Below are 14,427 nucleotides of genomic sequence, written 5' to 3'. Positions count from 1 at the left end.
ATGGTCCTCGTTCGAAAGCGTTCGAAGTAGGCAGCGCCGCGCGGCTCGCCGCACACCATTCTCGTTACGGGCAGGCAGGCGACCACCGGACCTCATGAGACTCATCGAACGCTACATCTTCCGGCGAACCTTCGTTTACAGCGCGGGATCGCTGGCGGCCCTCGTGCTGATCGTCTGGATCGTGCAGGCGCTGTCGCGCATCGACATCGTCAAGACGAGCGCGACGGCGGCCGGAAACGTGTTCTGGATCGCCTTCATGCTGATGCCGAGCCTTGCGGCCGGCGTCCTGCCCTTCGCGGTCCTCATCGGCGCGGTGCAGACGCTGAACGCGCTGAACACCGATTCAGAACGCGCGGTCATAGCGGCCGCCGGCGCCTCGCCGCGCGTGGTCGCCAGGCCGATCGTGGCCGTCGGGCTCATCGCGGCCGCGCTCGTCCTGTTCAACTCGCATGTCGTCGGCCCGGCCGCCTCGCGCGCCTTCCAGAACGGCCTGCGCTCCATCAACGCCGACGCCATCACGCTCTTCCTGCAGCCGGGGCGCTTCGAGCGCATCCAGTCGGACGTCGTCGTCTCGATCGGCGAGTCGCAGGGCTCGACGGTGCGCAGCCTCTTCATCTCCGACCAGCGCGATCCGGCCGTGGACCTCAGCTACTTCGCCCGCGAGGCGCGGATCGTGGAGGAGAACGACGAATCCGTCCTCCTTCTCTACGACGGCCAGCTGCACCGGCGGAACAAGGCCGACGGGACGACCTCGGTCATCGAGTTCCAGACCTACGCGTTCGATCTGGCCGAGCTCAGGCCCGCGGCCGGCAACGACTGGATCCGCTCCTCCGAGCGCCGCACGGGCGAGCTCCTCTCGCCGGACCTCAACGATCCGTCCTACCAGCGCCGCCCCCTCGCCTTCTCCGAGGAACTCGCGCAGCGCATGACGGACTGGCTCTACCCGATCGCCTTCGCGCTCTGGTCGCTCGTGGTGGCGGGACACGCGCGCACCAACCGGCAGGGTCCGGGCATCGCCATGGCGCTCGGCCTGACAGGGGCGCTCGTGCTGAAGGCGCTCGGCTTCGTCTCCACCTCGCTGATCGGCGAATCGGCGCGCTATGTGCCGCTCACCTATCTCCTGCCGCTCTCGGCCATCGCGCTGAACTGCGTCCTGATCGCGCGCGACGTGAACCCGGCCGAACTCCCGGGCGTGAAGGCCGCGGCGCGCGCGGCGGCCTCGCTCGGCGCCGTCCTGGCGCGCCTGCCAGTCCTCAAGCTCCTCGCGCCGCAGAGGACCAACGCCTGATGCGGCAGACGCTCAACCTCTACTTCGTCCGCCTCTACCTGAAGAGCTTCTTCTCGACGCTCGTCGCCGTCTTCGCGCTCGTCTACCTGATCGACATGATCGAGGTGAGCCGGCGCGGCCAGATGACGGAGTTCGGCTTCGGGGCGATCGCGCTCTTCTCGGCGCTGCGGGTGCCGGCCTTCATCGAGCAGGCCTTCCCCTTCATCGTCCTGTTCTCCTCCATCTTCACCATGCTGTCGCTGAACCGGAAGCTGGAACTCGTGGTGGCGCGGGCCGCCGGCGTGTCGATCTGGCAGATCGTGGCGCCCTTCGTGGTGGGATCGGTGGTGATCGGCCTGGCGGCCATCCTCCTCTACAATCCGCTCTCGGCCTATGCGAAGGCGCGGGCGGCCGATTTCGAGGCGGAGACGATCGGCGGCGGGCAGATGCGCCGCGACGATCAGGTGCCCTGGCTGCGGCAGAACGGCAACGGTGTCGAGTCGATCATCGGCGCGCAGAGCGTCGGCAGCGGAGGGGCGACGCTAGGCAACGTCACCGTCTTCGTCTTCGATGGCAAAGGTAAGGTCAAGGAACGCGTCGACGCGAGCCGTGCGACACTTGGCGACCAGGAGTGGCTCCTGCGCGAGGCACGAGTGACGCGGATCGGCTACACTCCCGTAACACTTGCCGAATTCCGTCTTCCCACGAGCCTGAAGCCGGAATATGTCGAACAGAGGCTGGCAGATCCGGAGGCGATCCCCATCTGGCAGCTGGGATCCAAGATCGCCATCGCGGCGAGCCTCGGCATGAACGCGCAGGCGTTCTCCATGCAGTACAACACGCTGATCGCGAGGCCGGCGTTGTTCGTGGCGATGACGCTGCTCGCGGCGACGGTGGCCACGAGGTTTGCGAGGACGGGGCAGTCTGGTAGGACGATCGTGTTGGGCGTTCTGGCCGGCTTCGTGCTGTATGTCGTGACGTTCCTCGCGCAGGCTCTCGGCAGTAATTCGGTGGTCCCGCCCGTGATCGCCGCATGGTTTCCAGTCGTGGCGGCAGGATTGTTTGGGGTAACGATCCTGCTCCACCAAGAGGATGGTTAGGATGTCGGAGAGGGGGATCGCGTCGCGTCGGCCTGAGGCCGTGCGGCGTCGGATGAGAGCCTGCCTTCTCGCGGGAACGGCGGCCTGCGCCGTTCTCCTGACGGGCAGCGCGGCCGTCGCGCAGTCGGCGCTGTCCGGCTTCACGCAGGGCGCCTCCGGTACGGCGGGCGCTCCGGCGGCGGACACGCAGCTGTTCCTGGAGGCGGACACCGTCACCTACGACAGCGACAAGTCCGTCGTCACGGCCTCCGGCGGCGTGAAGGTGGACTACGGGCCGTACAAGCTCGTCGCCCGCGACATCGTCTACGACCAGAAGACGCGCCGGCTCGTGGCCCGCGGCGACGTCGAGCTCGCCCAGCCCGACGGCAACCGCGTCTATGCCGACTCGATCGACATCACCGACACGTTCCGCGACGGATTCGTGAAGGCGCTGCGCATCGAAACGCCGGACAACACCCGCTTCGCCGCCGCCGTCGCCACGCGCCGCGAGGGCGCCGTCACGACCTTCGAGCAGGGCGTCTACACCGCCTGCGAGCCCTGCCGCGAGAATCCGGACCGCGCGCCGCTCTGGCAGGTGAAGGCGCGCAAGATCGTCTGGGACCAGAACGCCAAGGAAGTGCGCTACTACGACGCGCAGTTCGAGTTCTTCGGCGCGCCCATCGCGTATCTGCCCTATTTCCAGTCCCCCGATCCCACGGTGAAGCGCAAGTCCGGCTTCCTCGCCCCGAGCTTCCGCTCGTCGAGCGAACTCGGCTACGGCCTGCGCGTGCCCTACTTCTTCGCGCTCGCCGACGACAAGGACGTGACGGTCGCGGGCACCTACTACACCAAGCAGGGCTTCCTGGCGGAGGCCGAGTACCGGCAGGCGACGACCGACGGCTTCTTCACGCTGCAGACCGCCGGCATCTTCCAGCAGGACAAGGACGCCTTCTCCGGCGACAACATCCTCAACGCCGACGGCTCGATCCTGCAGGAATCGCCCGACTTCACCGACGGTCGCGGCATGGTCGGCACGACGGGCCTCTTCGCCCTCTCCGACCGCTGGACCTTCGGCTGGGACGTTCTCCTGCAGAGCGACCAGGACTTCGCCAGGACCTACGGCATCGAGAACTTCGACGAGACGCTGCACACGAGCGAGATCTTCCTGACCGGCCTCGGCGACCGCAGCTATTTCGACCTGCGCGCGCAGAAGTTCGACTTCCAGTCGATCGACAAGCAGCAGCAGGACGAGCAGCCCTACGTGCTGCCTTCGCTCGACTACCAGCGCATCGAGACCGACGGGCCGCTCGGCGGCGAGGTTCAGCTCGACGTCAACGTCGCCAGCATCCGGCGCGACACGGCCGACGTGACGGACGGGGTCTGCATCACCGACTTCACCGACGGGGCGAACTGCGCGGCCCCGGTCGACGGCCGCGCCTTCTCGGACGAGCTCTTCATCAACAAGGGCCTCGAAGGCTCCTACTCGCGCGCCAGCACCAATCTCGAATGGCGCGACCGCTACATCACCGAGGCGGGGCTCGTGCTGAACCCGATGCTCGGGCTGCGCGGCGATCTCTACACGGCCGAAATGAGCTCGGGCGGCTTCGCCAATTACGGCGTCGCCAGCGGCAATGTCGTGGTGCCCGCGGGAATCGCGGCTCTGCCCGCTGCCCAGCAGGGCGCCGCGCTTGCCGACTTCTACACGACCGGCGACGTCTCGATCGACGAGAGCGGCGGGCGCGGCATGGCCACCGCCGCCATGGAGGTGCGCTACCCCTATCTCATCCAGACCGCCACCGGCTCGCACATCGTCGAGCCGATCGCACAGGTCATCGCCCGCCCGAACGAGACGCGGATCGGCCTCCTGCCGAACGAGGACGCGCAGACGATCGTCTTCAACGCCAACAACCTCTTCGCGCTCGACAAGTTCTCCGGCTACGACCGGATCGAGGGCGGCAGCCGCGCCAATCTCGGCCTGCGCTACGCCGGCACGCTGGACAGCGGCTACACGATCAACGCGGTGGCCGGCCAGTCCTACCATCTCGGCGGCACGAACTCCTTCGCCGAACGCGACCTGACGCTGGTCGGCTACGATTCGGGCCTGGAGACGGACCGCTCCGACTATGTCGGCGGCATCTCGCTCACGACGCCCTTCGGCATCTCGGTGGGCGCGCAGGGGCGGCTCGACGAGGAGGACTACGACCTGCGCCGCACGGACGTGTTCACGTCCTATTCGTCCGGCCCCGTCCAGGCGGCACTCTCCTATGCCAGCATCGCCGCGCAGCCCGATCTCGGCTCGCTCGACGATCGCGATCAGGTGACGGCCAGCGCCTCCTACCAGTTCCGCCCGAACTGGACGGCCTTCGGTTCCCTCGGCTACGATATCGGCAACGAGGCCACGATCGAGCGCTCCTTCGGCGTCGGCTACGCGGACGAGTGCTTCAGCCTCCTCGTCTCCTACAAGGAGACGACGGACCGCTACTCGCTGGACACGAGCGAGCAGACGCTGCTCTTCCGGGTCGGCCTGCGCACGATCTCCGACTTCGACCAGTCGGTCGGCCTGAACTAGGGGCGCCGACGGGCGGCGGGAGCGAAAACTTCAGCCGCCATCATGGTTTCGCCAAAGCCGGACGCTACGGGAGAAGCGTCCGGCGCCACGTCGCGCCCGACGCACCGCCCGAGGAGGAACTCGCCGCCATGCCCGTCCGCCGTCTCGCCGCGCGCTCCGCGCTCGCGTTCGTCCTCTCGGCGTCGGCCGTCGCGTCCATCGCGTTCGCCCCGGTGCAGGCTCAAGCCGCGACCGAGATCGTGGCGACGGTGAACCGCGAGCCGGTGACGAGCTATCAGGTCCGCCTGCGCGCCGCCTTCCTGAAGCTGCGCCGCGAGCAGGGCAACCTGAACGCCAAGGCGAAGGAGGAGATGATCAACGAGACGCTGAAGCGTCAGGAGATCAAGCGCCGCGGCATCACCATTCCGGACGCGATGGTGGACGAGGCCTTCGGGCGCTTCGCCAAGGACAACAAGCTGACCGAGGCGCAGCTCGGCCAGGTGCTCGCGGGCGCCGGCTTCTCCACCCAGGGCTTCAAGGACTATATCCGCGTCCAGATGGGCTGGGGTCAGGCCGTGCAGGCCAATATGCGCCGCTCGGAGAAGATGAGCGAGCAGGACGTGGTACAGCGCATGCTCGCCCAGGGCGGCAAGAAGCCGACAACGACCGAGTATCGCCTGCAGCAGGTGATCTTCGTCATCCCCGAGGCCAAGCGCGCCGCCATGGGCTCGGCGCGGATGAAGGAGGCGAACGGGCTGCGCTCGCGCTTCCGCTCCTGCGAGGCGACCTACGACACGGCCAAGAGCCTGCGCGACGTCACCGTGCGCGATCTCGGCCGCGTCGCGCAGCCGCAGCTGCCGCCGCGCTGGAAGGACGCCATCATCGAGACCTCCGTCGGCAAGACCACGCCGCCGCAGGCGACCGAGCGCGGCGTCGAGTTCATCGCCGTCTGCGACAGCCGCAACGTCTCTGACGACGTCGCCGCCGCCATGGTCTTCCAGGCCAACGACATGGCCAAGCTCGGCGCCGAGCCCGACCAGGCGCTTCTGAAGGAGCTGCGCGAGAAGGCGCAGATCGTCAACCGGTGAACGCGACGCGCCCGCTCGCCGTCACGCTGGGCGAGCCCTCCGGCGTCGGGCCGGAACTGGCGCTCATGGCCTATGCCGCACGGGGCGCGCAGACCCCGGTCTTCGCCTGCCTCGCCGATCCCGATCTCCTGCGCGCCCGCGCGCGCCGCATCGGGATGGAGCTCCCCATCCGCGAGATCGCGCGCGTCGAGGACGCGCCGGCGCTGTTCGCCGAGGCGCTGCCCGTCCTCCCTCTCGTCAACCGCCAGCGCGAGACGCCCGCCCGCCTCGACCCGGTGAACGCGGCCGGCACGATCGAGGCGATCGACCGGGCGACGGCCCTGGCGCTCGAGGGGCGCGCGGCCGGGCTCGTCACCGGACCGATCGACAAGAAGGCGCTCTACGACGCGGGCTTCCGCCATCCCGGCCATACCGAATATCTCGCCGACCTCTGCAGCCGGCGGATCGGGCCGAGCTTCCGGCCGGTCATGCTCCTGTTCGGGCCGGACCTTGCCTGCGTGCCCGTCACGATCCACGTGCCCCTCGCCGAGGTCGCCGGGCTCCTGACGGCCGACCTCATCGTCGAGACCTGCCGGATCACCGAGCGCTTCTATCGCGAGCGCCTCGGCCTGAACGCGCCGCGACTCGCGGTCGCCGGCCTCAACCCGCATGCGGGCGAGCGCGGCGCCATCGGGCAGGAGGACGAGCGCGTCGTCCGCCCCGCCGTCGAACGGCTGCGCGCGGACGGGATCGACGCCACCGGCCCCCTGCCCGCCGACACGATGTTCCATCGTCAGGCCCGCGAGACCTTCGACGTCGCCATCTGCATGTATCACGATCAGGCGCTCATCCCGGCCAAGACGCTCGCCTTCGACGAGACGGTGAACGTCACGCTCGGCCTGCCGATCCTGCGCACCTCGCCCGACCACGGTACCGCCGCCGGCATCGCCGGCACGGGCACGGCGCGTCCCGACAGCTTCATCGCCGCGCTGCTCCTGGCCGGGCGGATGGCCGCCGGCGAGGATGCCCATCGGGCGAGCGACCGGCAGGCGGCCCGCGCTTGAGCGAGACGGACGGGCTGCCGCCGCTCCGCGCGGTTCTGGAGGCGCACGGGCTCGACCCGAAACGCGCGCTCGGCCAGAATTTCCTGCTCGACCTGAACCTCACGGGCCGCATCGCCCGCCAGGCCCTGCCGCTTTCGGGCTCCACCGTCGTGGAGATCGGCCCGGGCCCTGGGGGCCTCACGCGGGCGCTGCTCTCGGAAGGGGCGCAGAGACTCGTGGTGGTGGAGAAGGATCCGCGCTGCCTGCCGGCGCTGGAGGCGATCTCCGCCGCCTATCCCGGCCGGCTCGAGATCGTCTCGGCCGACGCGCTGCGCACAGATCTCGCAGAACTTGCCGGCGAGGCCGCCTCGGTCAAGGTCGTGGCGAACCTGCCCTACAATGTCGGAACGCAGCTTCTCCTCAACTGGCTCGCCGTGCCGCATTGGCCGCCCGTGTGGGAGAGCCTGACGCTGATGTTCCAGCGCGAAGTCGCCGAGCGGATCGTCGCGGCGCCCGGCACGGACCCTTACGGCCGTCTCTCCGTGCTCGCCGGCTGGCGCACGCGGGCGCGCATCCTCTTCGACGTGTCGCCGCAGAACTTCACGCCGCCGCCGAAGGTCACGTCCTCCATCGTGCAGCTGACGCCGATCGCCGAACCGCTGCCGGGCCGGCTGGAGACGTTGGAAAAGGTGACGGCCGCAGCCTTCGGCCAGCGCCGCAAGATGCTGCGCCAGAGCCTCAAGCCGCTCGGCGGCGAGGCGCTGCTGGTGCGGGCGGGCATCGATCCGCAGCGGCGCGCGGAGACGCTGAGCGTCTCCGAATTCCTGACGATCGCCAACAGTCTCGATACGTAGGCCCAAGCGCCGCGCGGGGCGCCTCGGTCACGCGACGAGCGGGGCAGCGCCCCTCGCCCGCTGGCGGACGGCGCGCGGCTTGCTTCAGTCGAGCTCTTCGGCGAGGAGCGCCGCCGTGAAGTCGAACAGGCCGGGGCGGCGGTCGCGGCGCAGGCGCTCGGCATTGATGATCGAGCGCACGGCCGAGAAGGCCCGGTCGAGATCGTCGTTGACGACGACATAGTCGTAGTCGCGCCAGCGCTCGATCTCGACGCGGGCATTGAGGAGGCGCATGGCGATGGTCTCGCCCGAATCCTCGGCCCGGCGCAGGAGCCGGTTCTTCAGCTCGCGCATTGAGGGCGGCAGGATGAAGATCGACACGATGTCGGACTTTGCCTGCTGCTGCAGCTGCATGGCGCCCTGGTAGTCGATGTCGAACAGCATGTCGCGGCCGTCCTGCATCGCCTTCTCGGCCGCCGCGCGGGGCGTGCCGTAGAGGTTGCCGTGCACCTCGGCATGTTCGAGCAGCGCGCCGCCGTCGCGCAGGCGCACGAACTCCTCGCGGTCGATGAAGTGGTAGTGCACCCCGTCGATCTCGCTGGCGCGGCGCTTGCGCGTCGTCACCGAGACGGAGAGCGAGAAGCGCTGGTCCGACTCCAGGAGGTTGCGGGCGATCGTCGACTTGCCCGCGCCGGACGGCGAGGACAGGACGAGCATGAGGCCGCGGCGCGCGATGGGCAGCGGCGATTCGGTGTCGAAGATCGACGTCATTCTATATTTTGCACCTGCTCCCGGAACTGGTCCACCACCACCTTCAACTCCAGACCGAGCGCGGTCAGGCTTGCGGCAGCGGACTTGGAACAGATCGTATTCGATTCGCGGTTAAGTTCTTGCGCCAGAAAATCGAGACGTCGCCCCACCGGCCCGCCGCCGGTCAGAAGCGCGTCGGCCTGATCGACATGGGCCTTCAGCCGGTCGATCTCCTCGCGGATGTCGGCGCGCGTGGCCACGAGCGCCACCTCCTGGTGCAGCCGCGCCGGATCGAGCCGGTCGTCCTGGCCGAGGAGATCGCGCAGCTGACCGGACAGGCGCGCGCGCAGGGCCTCGACGGTGCGCGAGGGATCGCGCTCCACGGCCGAGACGAGGCGCGCGATCTCGGCGAGACGCTCCCGAAGGATGGCGAGAAGCGCCGCGCCCTCGGAGCGGCGGGCAGCGACGAGGGCGTCGAGCGCGGCCTGGAAGCCCGCGGTCAGAACGGCATGGCGCGCCTGACGCAGCTCCGCCGCCTCGTCCGGCCCCTCGCCCGCGTCGAGAACGCCGCGCAGGGAGAGGAGACCGTCGACCGTCGGCGCACGCGCATGGCCATCCTTGACGAGCCGGGCGGAGAGTTCGAGGAGCTGCGCAAGCGCGGCTTCGTTGACGCGGATGGTGGGCGCAATCTCCGCGCGCCGCAGTTGCAGCGCGGCCTGGACGTTTCCGCGGGCCAGAGCGGCCGAGGCGCGCTTGCGCAGGTCGATCTCGATCGCTTCGGTGCCCGCCGGCAGGCGCAGGCGCAGGTCGAGCCCCTTGCCGTTCACCGAACGGAGCTCCCAGGTGAATTCGAGCCCGTCCGGCGTCGTGCCGTCCTGACGGGCGAAGCCGGTCATGCTGGCGATGCCGCTCATGGACGCGACTCGGATGCGGGACCCGTCGCCGGCGCCGCCCCGGCGGCGAAGCATGGGCGGCAGTAGGGCGAAGGCGCGCCCCGCCTCACTGCGCGGCCGCGCCCGTCTCGGCCGCTTCCGCGGCCTCGGCGCGCTGCTGGCGCTGGAGGGCGCGGTATTTGCGCACGTTCCTGTTGTGCTCGTCGAGCGTAGCGGCGAAGACGTGGCCGCCCGTGCCGTCGGCGACGAAATAGACGTCCTTCGTCTCCAGCGGGTTGGCGACGGCCTCGAGCGCGGCGCGGCCCGGATTGGCGATCGGGCCGGGCGGCAGGCCGCCGATGCGATAGGTGTTGTAGGGCGTGTCGCTCTCGATATCGGCCTGCGTGACCGGCGCCTCGCTCGGCTTTCCCGCCCCGCCATAGACCCCGTAGAGGAAGGTCGGGTCGGACTGGAGACGCATGCCCTTCTTCAGGCGGTTCACGAAGACGGAGGCGACGTGCGGGCGCTCGGATTCGATGCCCGTCTCGCGCTCGACGATGGAGGCGAGGGTGATGAACTCGCCGATGTCCTTCAGCGGCAGGTCGGGATCGCGCCTGGCCCAGATCTCCTCCACGAGCCGCTCCTGCGCGCTCGCCATCTGCCGGATGAGGTCGGCGCGGCGCATGTTGCGCTCGACGCGATAGGTGTCGGGGCGCAGCGTGCCTTCCGGCACCATCGGCGGCATGTCGCCGACGAGGACGTCCGAGGCCGCGACGCGGTCGAAGACGCGCTGCACCGTCCAGCCCTCGGGGATGGTCACGGACCGGGTGATCGATTCGCCGCTCTGCAGCTTCTCCATCACGCCGCGCATGGAGATGCCGGGCTCGAACTCGTATTCGCCGGCCTTCAGCTGCGCGCCGACGCCGGCGATGCGCACGCCGTATTCGAAGATCTCGGCATTGGAGACGATGCCGTCGCGCTCGAGCCCGGCAGCGATCTCGCCGACGCCGCTGTTGCGCGGCACGACGTGGAAGGCCTCCTGGACGAGCGGTCCCTGCCCGACGAACTGGCCGCGCGCCCAGTAGGCGAGCGCGCCGGCGCCCAGCATGACGAAGACGGCGGCCGTCAGGCACAGGTTGAGGAAGATGACGATCTGGCTGCGGGCGCCGCGCGAGCGGCGGCGCCGGGCGCGGGGCTTCTCCACCGCGGGCACCGTGTCCGCCGGCGGCTCGCGCCGCTCGGCCGATACGCCGGAGAGATCATCGTTCAATGGTTCGCCCTCGCCTGTCGATCCGCCAAGGGGCGCAAGCACCATCGGAATGTGGCAAAAGCCGGGTCGCGGCAGAAAGGCCGGCGGCGCCCGTCCGCCGGGCCGTCCTCACGCGTCGACGCGGCGCAGCACCAGCGACGCGTTGGTGCCGCCGAAGCCGAAGGAGTTCGACAGGGCGACGTCGATCGTCTTCTCGCGCTTCACATGCGGCACGAGGTCGATCTCGGTCTCCACGGACGGATTGTCGAGATTGAGCGTCGGCGGGGCGACGTTGTCGCGGATCGCCAGGGCGGAGAAGATCGCCTCGACGGCGCCCGCCGCCCCCAGGAGATGGCCGATCGCCGACTTCGTGGAGGACATGGTGAGGCCCGAGGCCGCCTCGCCCACGAGCCGCTCCACCGCCTTCAGCTCCAGCTCGTCGCCCATCGGCGTCGAGGTGCCGTGCGCGTTGACGTAGTCGATCTGGTCGGCGGTCACGCCGGCACGCTTCAGGGCGGCCGACATGCAGCGGAACGCCCCGTCGCCGTCCGGCGAGGGCGCCGTGATGTGGTAGGCGTCGCCCGAAAGGCCGTAACCGATGATCTCGGCGTAGATCTTGGCGCCGCGCGCCTTGGCGTGCTCGTATTCCTCGAGGACGACGATGCCCGCGCCCTCGCCCATGACGAAGCCGTCGCGGTCCCGGTCGTAGGGGCGCGAGGCCTTGGTCGGGTCGTCGTTGAAATTCGTGGAAAGCGCGCGGCAGGCCGAAAAGCCCACCAGCGAGAGGCGGCACACGGGCGATTCCGCGCCGCCGGCCACCATCACGTCGGCGTCGCCCAGCGCGATGAGGCGCATGGCGTCGCCGATCGCGTGCGAGCCGGTCGAGCAGGCCGTGACCACCGAGTGGTTCGGCCCCTTCAGCCCGTGCCGGATCGACACGTGGCCGGAGGCGAGATTGATGAGACTGCCCGGGATGAAGAACGGGCTGACGCGGCGCGGCCCCTTCTCGGCCAGGACCAGGGCCGTGCGCTCGATCCCCTGCAGGCCGCCGATCCCCGAGCCGATCAGCACGCCGCTGGCGATCTGATCCTCGTAGGTGGTCGGGTGCCAGCCGGCGTCGTCCAGCGCCTCCGAGGCGGCGGCGCAGGCATAGACGATGAAGTCGTCGACCTTGCGCTGCTCCTTGGGCTCCATGAACTTGTCGGGATCGAAGGCTCCGACCTCGCTTCCGCGCGGAATCTGGAAGGCGATCTGGCAGGGCAGATCGTCGACCTTGAAGTTCTCGACCTTGCGGGCACCGCTCTCGCCGGCGAGAAGGCGCGTCCATGTCGCGTCGGCACCTGCCCCCAGGGGGCTGACCATGCCGACGCCGGTAATGACTACTCGTCTCATCAAATCCCCTTCCGCCGAGGCGGCCGTGCCGCCTGCGACGTCAGGCCTGGTTCTTCTCGATGAACTTCACGGCGTCGCCGACCGTGAGGATGGTCTCGGCCGCGTCGTCCGGGATCTCGACGCCGAACTCTTCCTCGAACGCCATGACGAGCTCGACCGTGTCCAGGCTGTCGGCGCCCAGGTCGTCGATGAAGCTGGCGTTGTCGGTCACCTTCTCCTGCTCGACGCCGAGATGCTCGACAACGATCTTCTTCACCCGTTCAGCGATATCGCTCATGATCAGTCCTCTATCGAGATCAACTTCGCCGCCTCGTTAGACGCGAGGCAACTCTTTAGCAAGCTGTCGGCGCGCGAGGCCCGGGCCGCACACGCGGCCCGGTCACGCAAACGCCAAAAACGTGCGCCGGGCGCGCGCTTAGCATGGACGCCCGGCGGAACCAAGCGCAACGGCTCAGATCATCGCCATGCCGCCATTGACGTGGATCGTCTGGCCGGTGACGTATCCGGCCTCCTCCGATGCCAGGAACAGGGCGGCGGAGGCGATCTCGGCCGCCTCGCCCATGCGACGCATGGGAATGGCGCCCATGATGGCCTCCTTCTGCTTGTCGTTGAGCTTGTCGGTCATCGGGCTCTGGATGAAGCCCGGCGAGATGCAGTTCACCGTGACGTTGCGCGAGGCGATCTCCTGCGCGAGCGACTTGGAGAAGCCGGTCATGCCGGCCTTGGCCGCGCAGTAATTGGCCTGGCCGGGATTGCCGGTCGTGCCGACGACGGAGGTGATGTTGAGGATGCGCCCGTAGCGGCGGCGCATCATCGGATGCGTGAGCGCCCGCGTGAGGCGGAAGGCGGCGGTGAGGTTCACCTCGATCACCTTGTCCCAGTCCTCGTCCGACATGCGCACGAAGAGGCCGTCCTTGGTGATGCCGGCATTGTTGACGAGGATGTCGACGCCGCCGAGCTCGGCCTCGGCCTTTTCGGCCAGCGCCTTCTGGTCGGCCCGGTCGCCGAGGTCGGCCGGGAAGACATGGGCGCGCTCGCCGAGTTCGCTCGCCAGCGCGTCGAGCTTCTCGCGCCGCGTGCCATGCAGGCCGACGGTCGCGCCCGCGCCGTGGAGCACCTTGGCGATCGCTTCGCCGATGCCGCCGCTGGCGCCGGTGACGAGGGCCTTGCGGCCGGTCAGGTCGAACATCGTCACTTCATTCCTTCTCGCGTTGTCTTGGATGCGGGCGCGTCAGCGCGCCGCGAGGAATCGGTCCAGGTCGTCGGGCGTGCCGAGGCTCGTCGCCTCGATGGAGCGCTCGATCCGCTTGGTGAGACCGGCCAGGACCTTGCCGCTGCCGATCTCGACGAGGCGCGTGACGCCGGCGCGACCGAGAAACTCGACGCTCTCGCGCCAGCGCACCTGGCCCGTCACCTGCTCGACGAGGCGGCGGCGGATCTCGTCCGGCTCGTCGACCGGGCCGGCTATGACGTTGGCGACAAGGGGCACGACGGGAGCCGAGATGGCCGCGCCCGCCAGCGCCTCCGCCATGGCGTCGGCCGCCGGCTGCATCAGGCTGCAATGGAAGGGGGCGGAGACGGAGAGCGGGATGGCGCGCTTGGCGCCCTTCCCGGGCGCCAGCGCCACGGCGCGGGCGACGGCCTCGGCCGAGCCGGAGACGACGATCTGCCCGCCGCCATTGTCGTTGGCGGGCTCGCACACGCCGCCTTCGGCCGAGGCCTCGCGGCACAGCGCCTCCACGGCCTCCCGCTCCAGCCCGAGGATCGCGGCCATGGCGCCCTCGCCCGCCGGCACGGCGGCCTGCATGGCCTGTCCGCGGATGCGCAGGAGGCGGGCCGTGTCGGCGATCGTCAGGGCGCCGGCGGCGCAGAGCGCGGAATATTCGCCGAGCGAATGGCCGGCGACGAAGGCGGCCTGCGAGACCGCCACGCCCCGCGCCTCCATGGCGCGCACCATGGCGAGCGAGACCGCCATCAGCGCCGGCTGGGCGTTGGCCGTCAGCGTCAGCTCGTCCTCCGGCCCCTCGAAGATCAGCGCCGAAAGCTTCTGACCGAGCGCGGCGTCGACCTCCTCGAACACGGCCCGGGCTTCCGGATAGGCCTCGTGGAGGGCGCGGCCCATGCCCACGGCCTGGCTGCCCTGGCCGGGAAAGACGAATGCGAGCGACATCGAGACTCCTTGGCGAGCGGCGGCGGACGGGTCCGCGCCTCTTGTCTGCGGGGGAATGGGTGGCGCCGGCGCGTCATGTCAAGGCGAGAGCGGGCCGGAAACGTCGTTGCGGCGCATCAAGATCGGGCGCGGCGCGCGACGGATTCGCCTCGGCCGC

The 14,427-nt window shown here is 69.6% G+C and carries 13 protein-coding genes; 6 read left to right on the top strand and 7 right to left on the bottom strand.

From position 1 onward, the window contains the following. Window positions 1-94: 94 nt before the first annotated feature. From ASG48_RS02995 to rsmA, 6 genes are all read left to right on the top strand, one after another. Complete coding sequence (locus tag ASG48_RS02995; protein ID WP_055844912.1) at window positions 95-1,288, top strand: LptF/LptG family permease; 1,194 nt, start codon at window positions 95-97, stop codon at window positions 1,286-1,288. Then, window positions 1,288-2,367, top strand: a complete 1,080-nt coding sequence (gene lptG / locus ASG48_RS02990; protein WP_244486704.1) for an LPS export ABC transporter permease LptG — start codon at window positions 1,288-1,290, stop codon at window positions 2,365-2,367. The genes ASG48_RS02995 and lptG overlap by 1 nt, the downstream gene beginning before the upstream one ends. A 52-nt stretch (window positions 2,368-2,419) precedes the next feature. Continuing rightward, a complete protein-coding gene (locus ASG48_RS02985; protein ID WP_055844905.1) occupies window positions 2,420-4,915 on the top strand; it encodes an LPS-assembly protein LptD in 2,496 nt (831 codons plus the stop codon). A gap of 128 nt (window positions 4,916-5,043) precedes the next feature. Next, entirely contained in the window at window positions 5,044-5,982 is a 939-nt protein-coding gene (locus ASG48_RS02980; RefSeq protein ID WP_055844902.1) for a peptidylprolyl isomerase, read from the top strand. Further along, the gene (gene pdxA / locus ASG48_RS02975; protein ID WP_055844899.1) at window positions 5,979-7,025 is read left to right on the top strand and encodes a 4-hydroxythreonine-4-phosphate dehydrogenase PdxA; all 1,047 of its coding nucleotides are present in this window, start codon (window positions 5,979-5,981) and stop codon (window positions 7,023-7,025) included. The genes ASG48_RS02980 and pdxA overlap by 4 nt, the downstream gene beginning before the upstream one ends. Then, the gene (gene rsmA / locus ASG48_RS02970; protein ID WP_055844896.1) at window positions 7,022-7,858 is read left to right on the top strand and encodes a 16S rRNA (adenine(1518)-N(6)/adenine(1519)-N(6))-dimethyltransferase RsmA; all 837 of its coding nucleotides are present in this window, start codon (window positions 7,022-7,024) and stop codon (window positions 7,856-7,858) included. The genes pdxA and rsmA overlap by 4 nt, the downstream gene beginning before the upstream one ends. Window positions 7,859-7,942: 84 nt before the next feature. Here the strand turns inward: rsmA and gmk are convergent, their stop codons facing one another. The 7 genes from gmk to fabD all read right to left on the bottom strand — a co-directional run bounded on the left by gmk (window position 7,943) and on the right by fabD (window position 14,270). Continuing rightward, on the bottom strand, window positions 7,943-8,608 hold the full coding sequence (gmk, locus tag ASG48_RS02965; protein WP_055844893.1) for a guanylate kinase: 666 nt from the start codon (window positions 8,606-8,608) through the stop codon (window positions 7,943-7,945). Then, complete coding sequence (locus ASG48_RS02960) at window positions 8,605-9,501, bottom strand: YicC/YloC family endoribonuclease (RefSeq protein WP_055844890.1); 897 nt, start codon at window positions 9,499-9,501, stop codon at window positions 8,605-8,607. The genes gmk and ASG48_RS02960 overlap by 4 nt, the downstream gene beginning before the upstream one ends. Window positions 9,502-9,586: 85 nt before the next feature. Continuing rightward, window positions 9,587-10,672, bottom strand: a complete 1,086-nt coding sequence (gene mltG, locus ASG48_RS02955; protein WP_055845434.1) for an endolytic transglycosylase MltG — start codon at window positions 10,670-10,672, stop codon at window positions 9,587-9,589. Between the two features lie 165 nt (window positions 10,673-10,837). Next, window positions 10,838-12,100, bottom strand: coding sequence for a beta-ketoacyl-ACP synthase II (gene fabF / locus ASG48_RS02950; protein ID WP_055844887.1), 1,263 nt, complete (start codon window positions 12,098-12,100; stop codon window positions 10,838-10,840). A gap of 40 nt (window positions 12,101-12,140) precedes the next feature. Next, window positions 12,141-12,377: an acyl carrier protein gene (locus tag ASG48_RS02945; RefSeq protein ID WP_055844884.1), complete on the bottom strand. Its 237-nt coding sequence runs from the start codon at window positions 12,375-12,377 to the stop codon at window positions 12,141-12,143. 174 nt (window positions 12,378-12,551) lie between these two features. Further along, entirely contained in the window at window positions 12,552-13,289 is a 738-nt protein-coding gene (gene fabG, locus ASG48_RS02940; RefSeq protein ID WP_055844880.1) for a 3-oxoacyl-[acyl-carrier-protein] reductase, read from the bottom strand. Between the two features lie 42 nt (window positions 13,290-13,331). After that, complete coding sequence (gene fabD, locus ASG48_RS02935) at window positions 13,332-14,270, bottom strand: ACP S-malonyltransferase (protein ID WP_055844877.1); 939 nt, start codon at window positions 14,268-14,270, stop codon at window positions 13,332-13,334. Window positions 14,271-14,427: the final 157 nt, after the last annotated feature.

The sequence above is a fragment of the Aurantimonas sp. Leaf443 genome (genome assembly GCF_001425575.1).
Lineage (GTDB): Bacteria > Pseudomonadota > Alphaproteobacteria > Rhizobiales > Rhizobiaceae > Leaf443.
The sequence above is the reverse complement of the archived record's forward strand: the minus strand, read 5'-3'. Positions and strand labels throughout refer to the sequence as shown.

Bases quoted from the DNA above. Each gene is read 5' to 3' on its own strand.
- ASG48_RS02945 (WP_055844884.1), bottom strand. From the start codon at position 12,377: ATGAGCGATATCGCTGAACGGGTGAAGAAGATCGTTGTCGAGCATCTC.
- ASG48_RS02985 (WP_055844905.1), top strand. From the start codon at position 2,420: ATGAGAGCCTGCCTTCTCGCGGGAACGGCGGCCTGCGCCGTTCTCCTG.
- gmk (WP_055844893.1), bottom strand. From the start codon at position 8,608: ATGACGTCGATCTTCGACACCGAATCGCCGCTGCCCATCGCGCGCCGC.
- fabD (WP_055844877.1), bottom strand. From the start codon at position 14,270: ATGTCGCTCGCATTCGTCTTTCCCGGCCAGGGCAGCCAGGCCGTGGGC.
- ASG48_RS02995 (WP_055844912.1), top strand. From the start codon at position 95: ATGAGACTCATCGAACGCTACATCTTCCGGCGAACCTTCGTTTACAGC.
- fabG (WP_055844880.1), bottom strand. From the start codon at position 13,289: ATGTTCGACCTGACCGGCCGCAAGGCCCTCGTCACCGGCGCCAGCGGC.
- ASG48_RS02980 (WP_055844902.1), top strand. From the start codon at position 5,044: ATGCCCGTCCGCCGTCTCGCCGCGCGCTCCGCGCTCGCGTTCGTCCTC.
- lptG (WP_244486704.1), top strand. From the start codon at position 1,288: ATGCGGCAGACGCTCAACCTCTACTTCGTCCGCCTCTACCTGAAGAGC.
- ASG48_RS02960 (WP_055844890.1), bottom strand. From the start codon at position 9,501: ATGAGCGGCATCGCCAGCATGACCGGCTTCGCCCGTCAGGACGGCACG.
- fabF (WP_055844887.1), bottom strand. From the start codon at position 12,100: ATGAGACGAGTAGTCATTACCGGCGTCGGCATGGTCAGCCCCCTGGGG.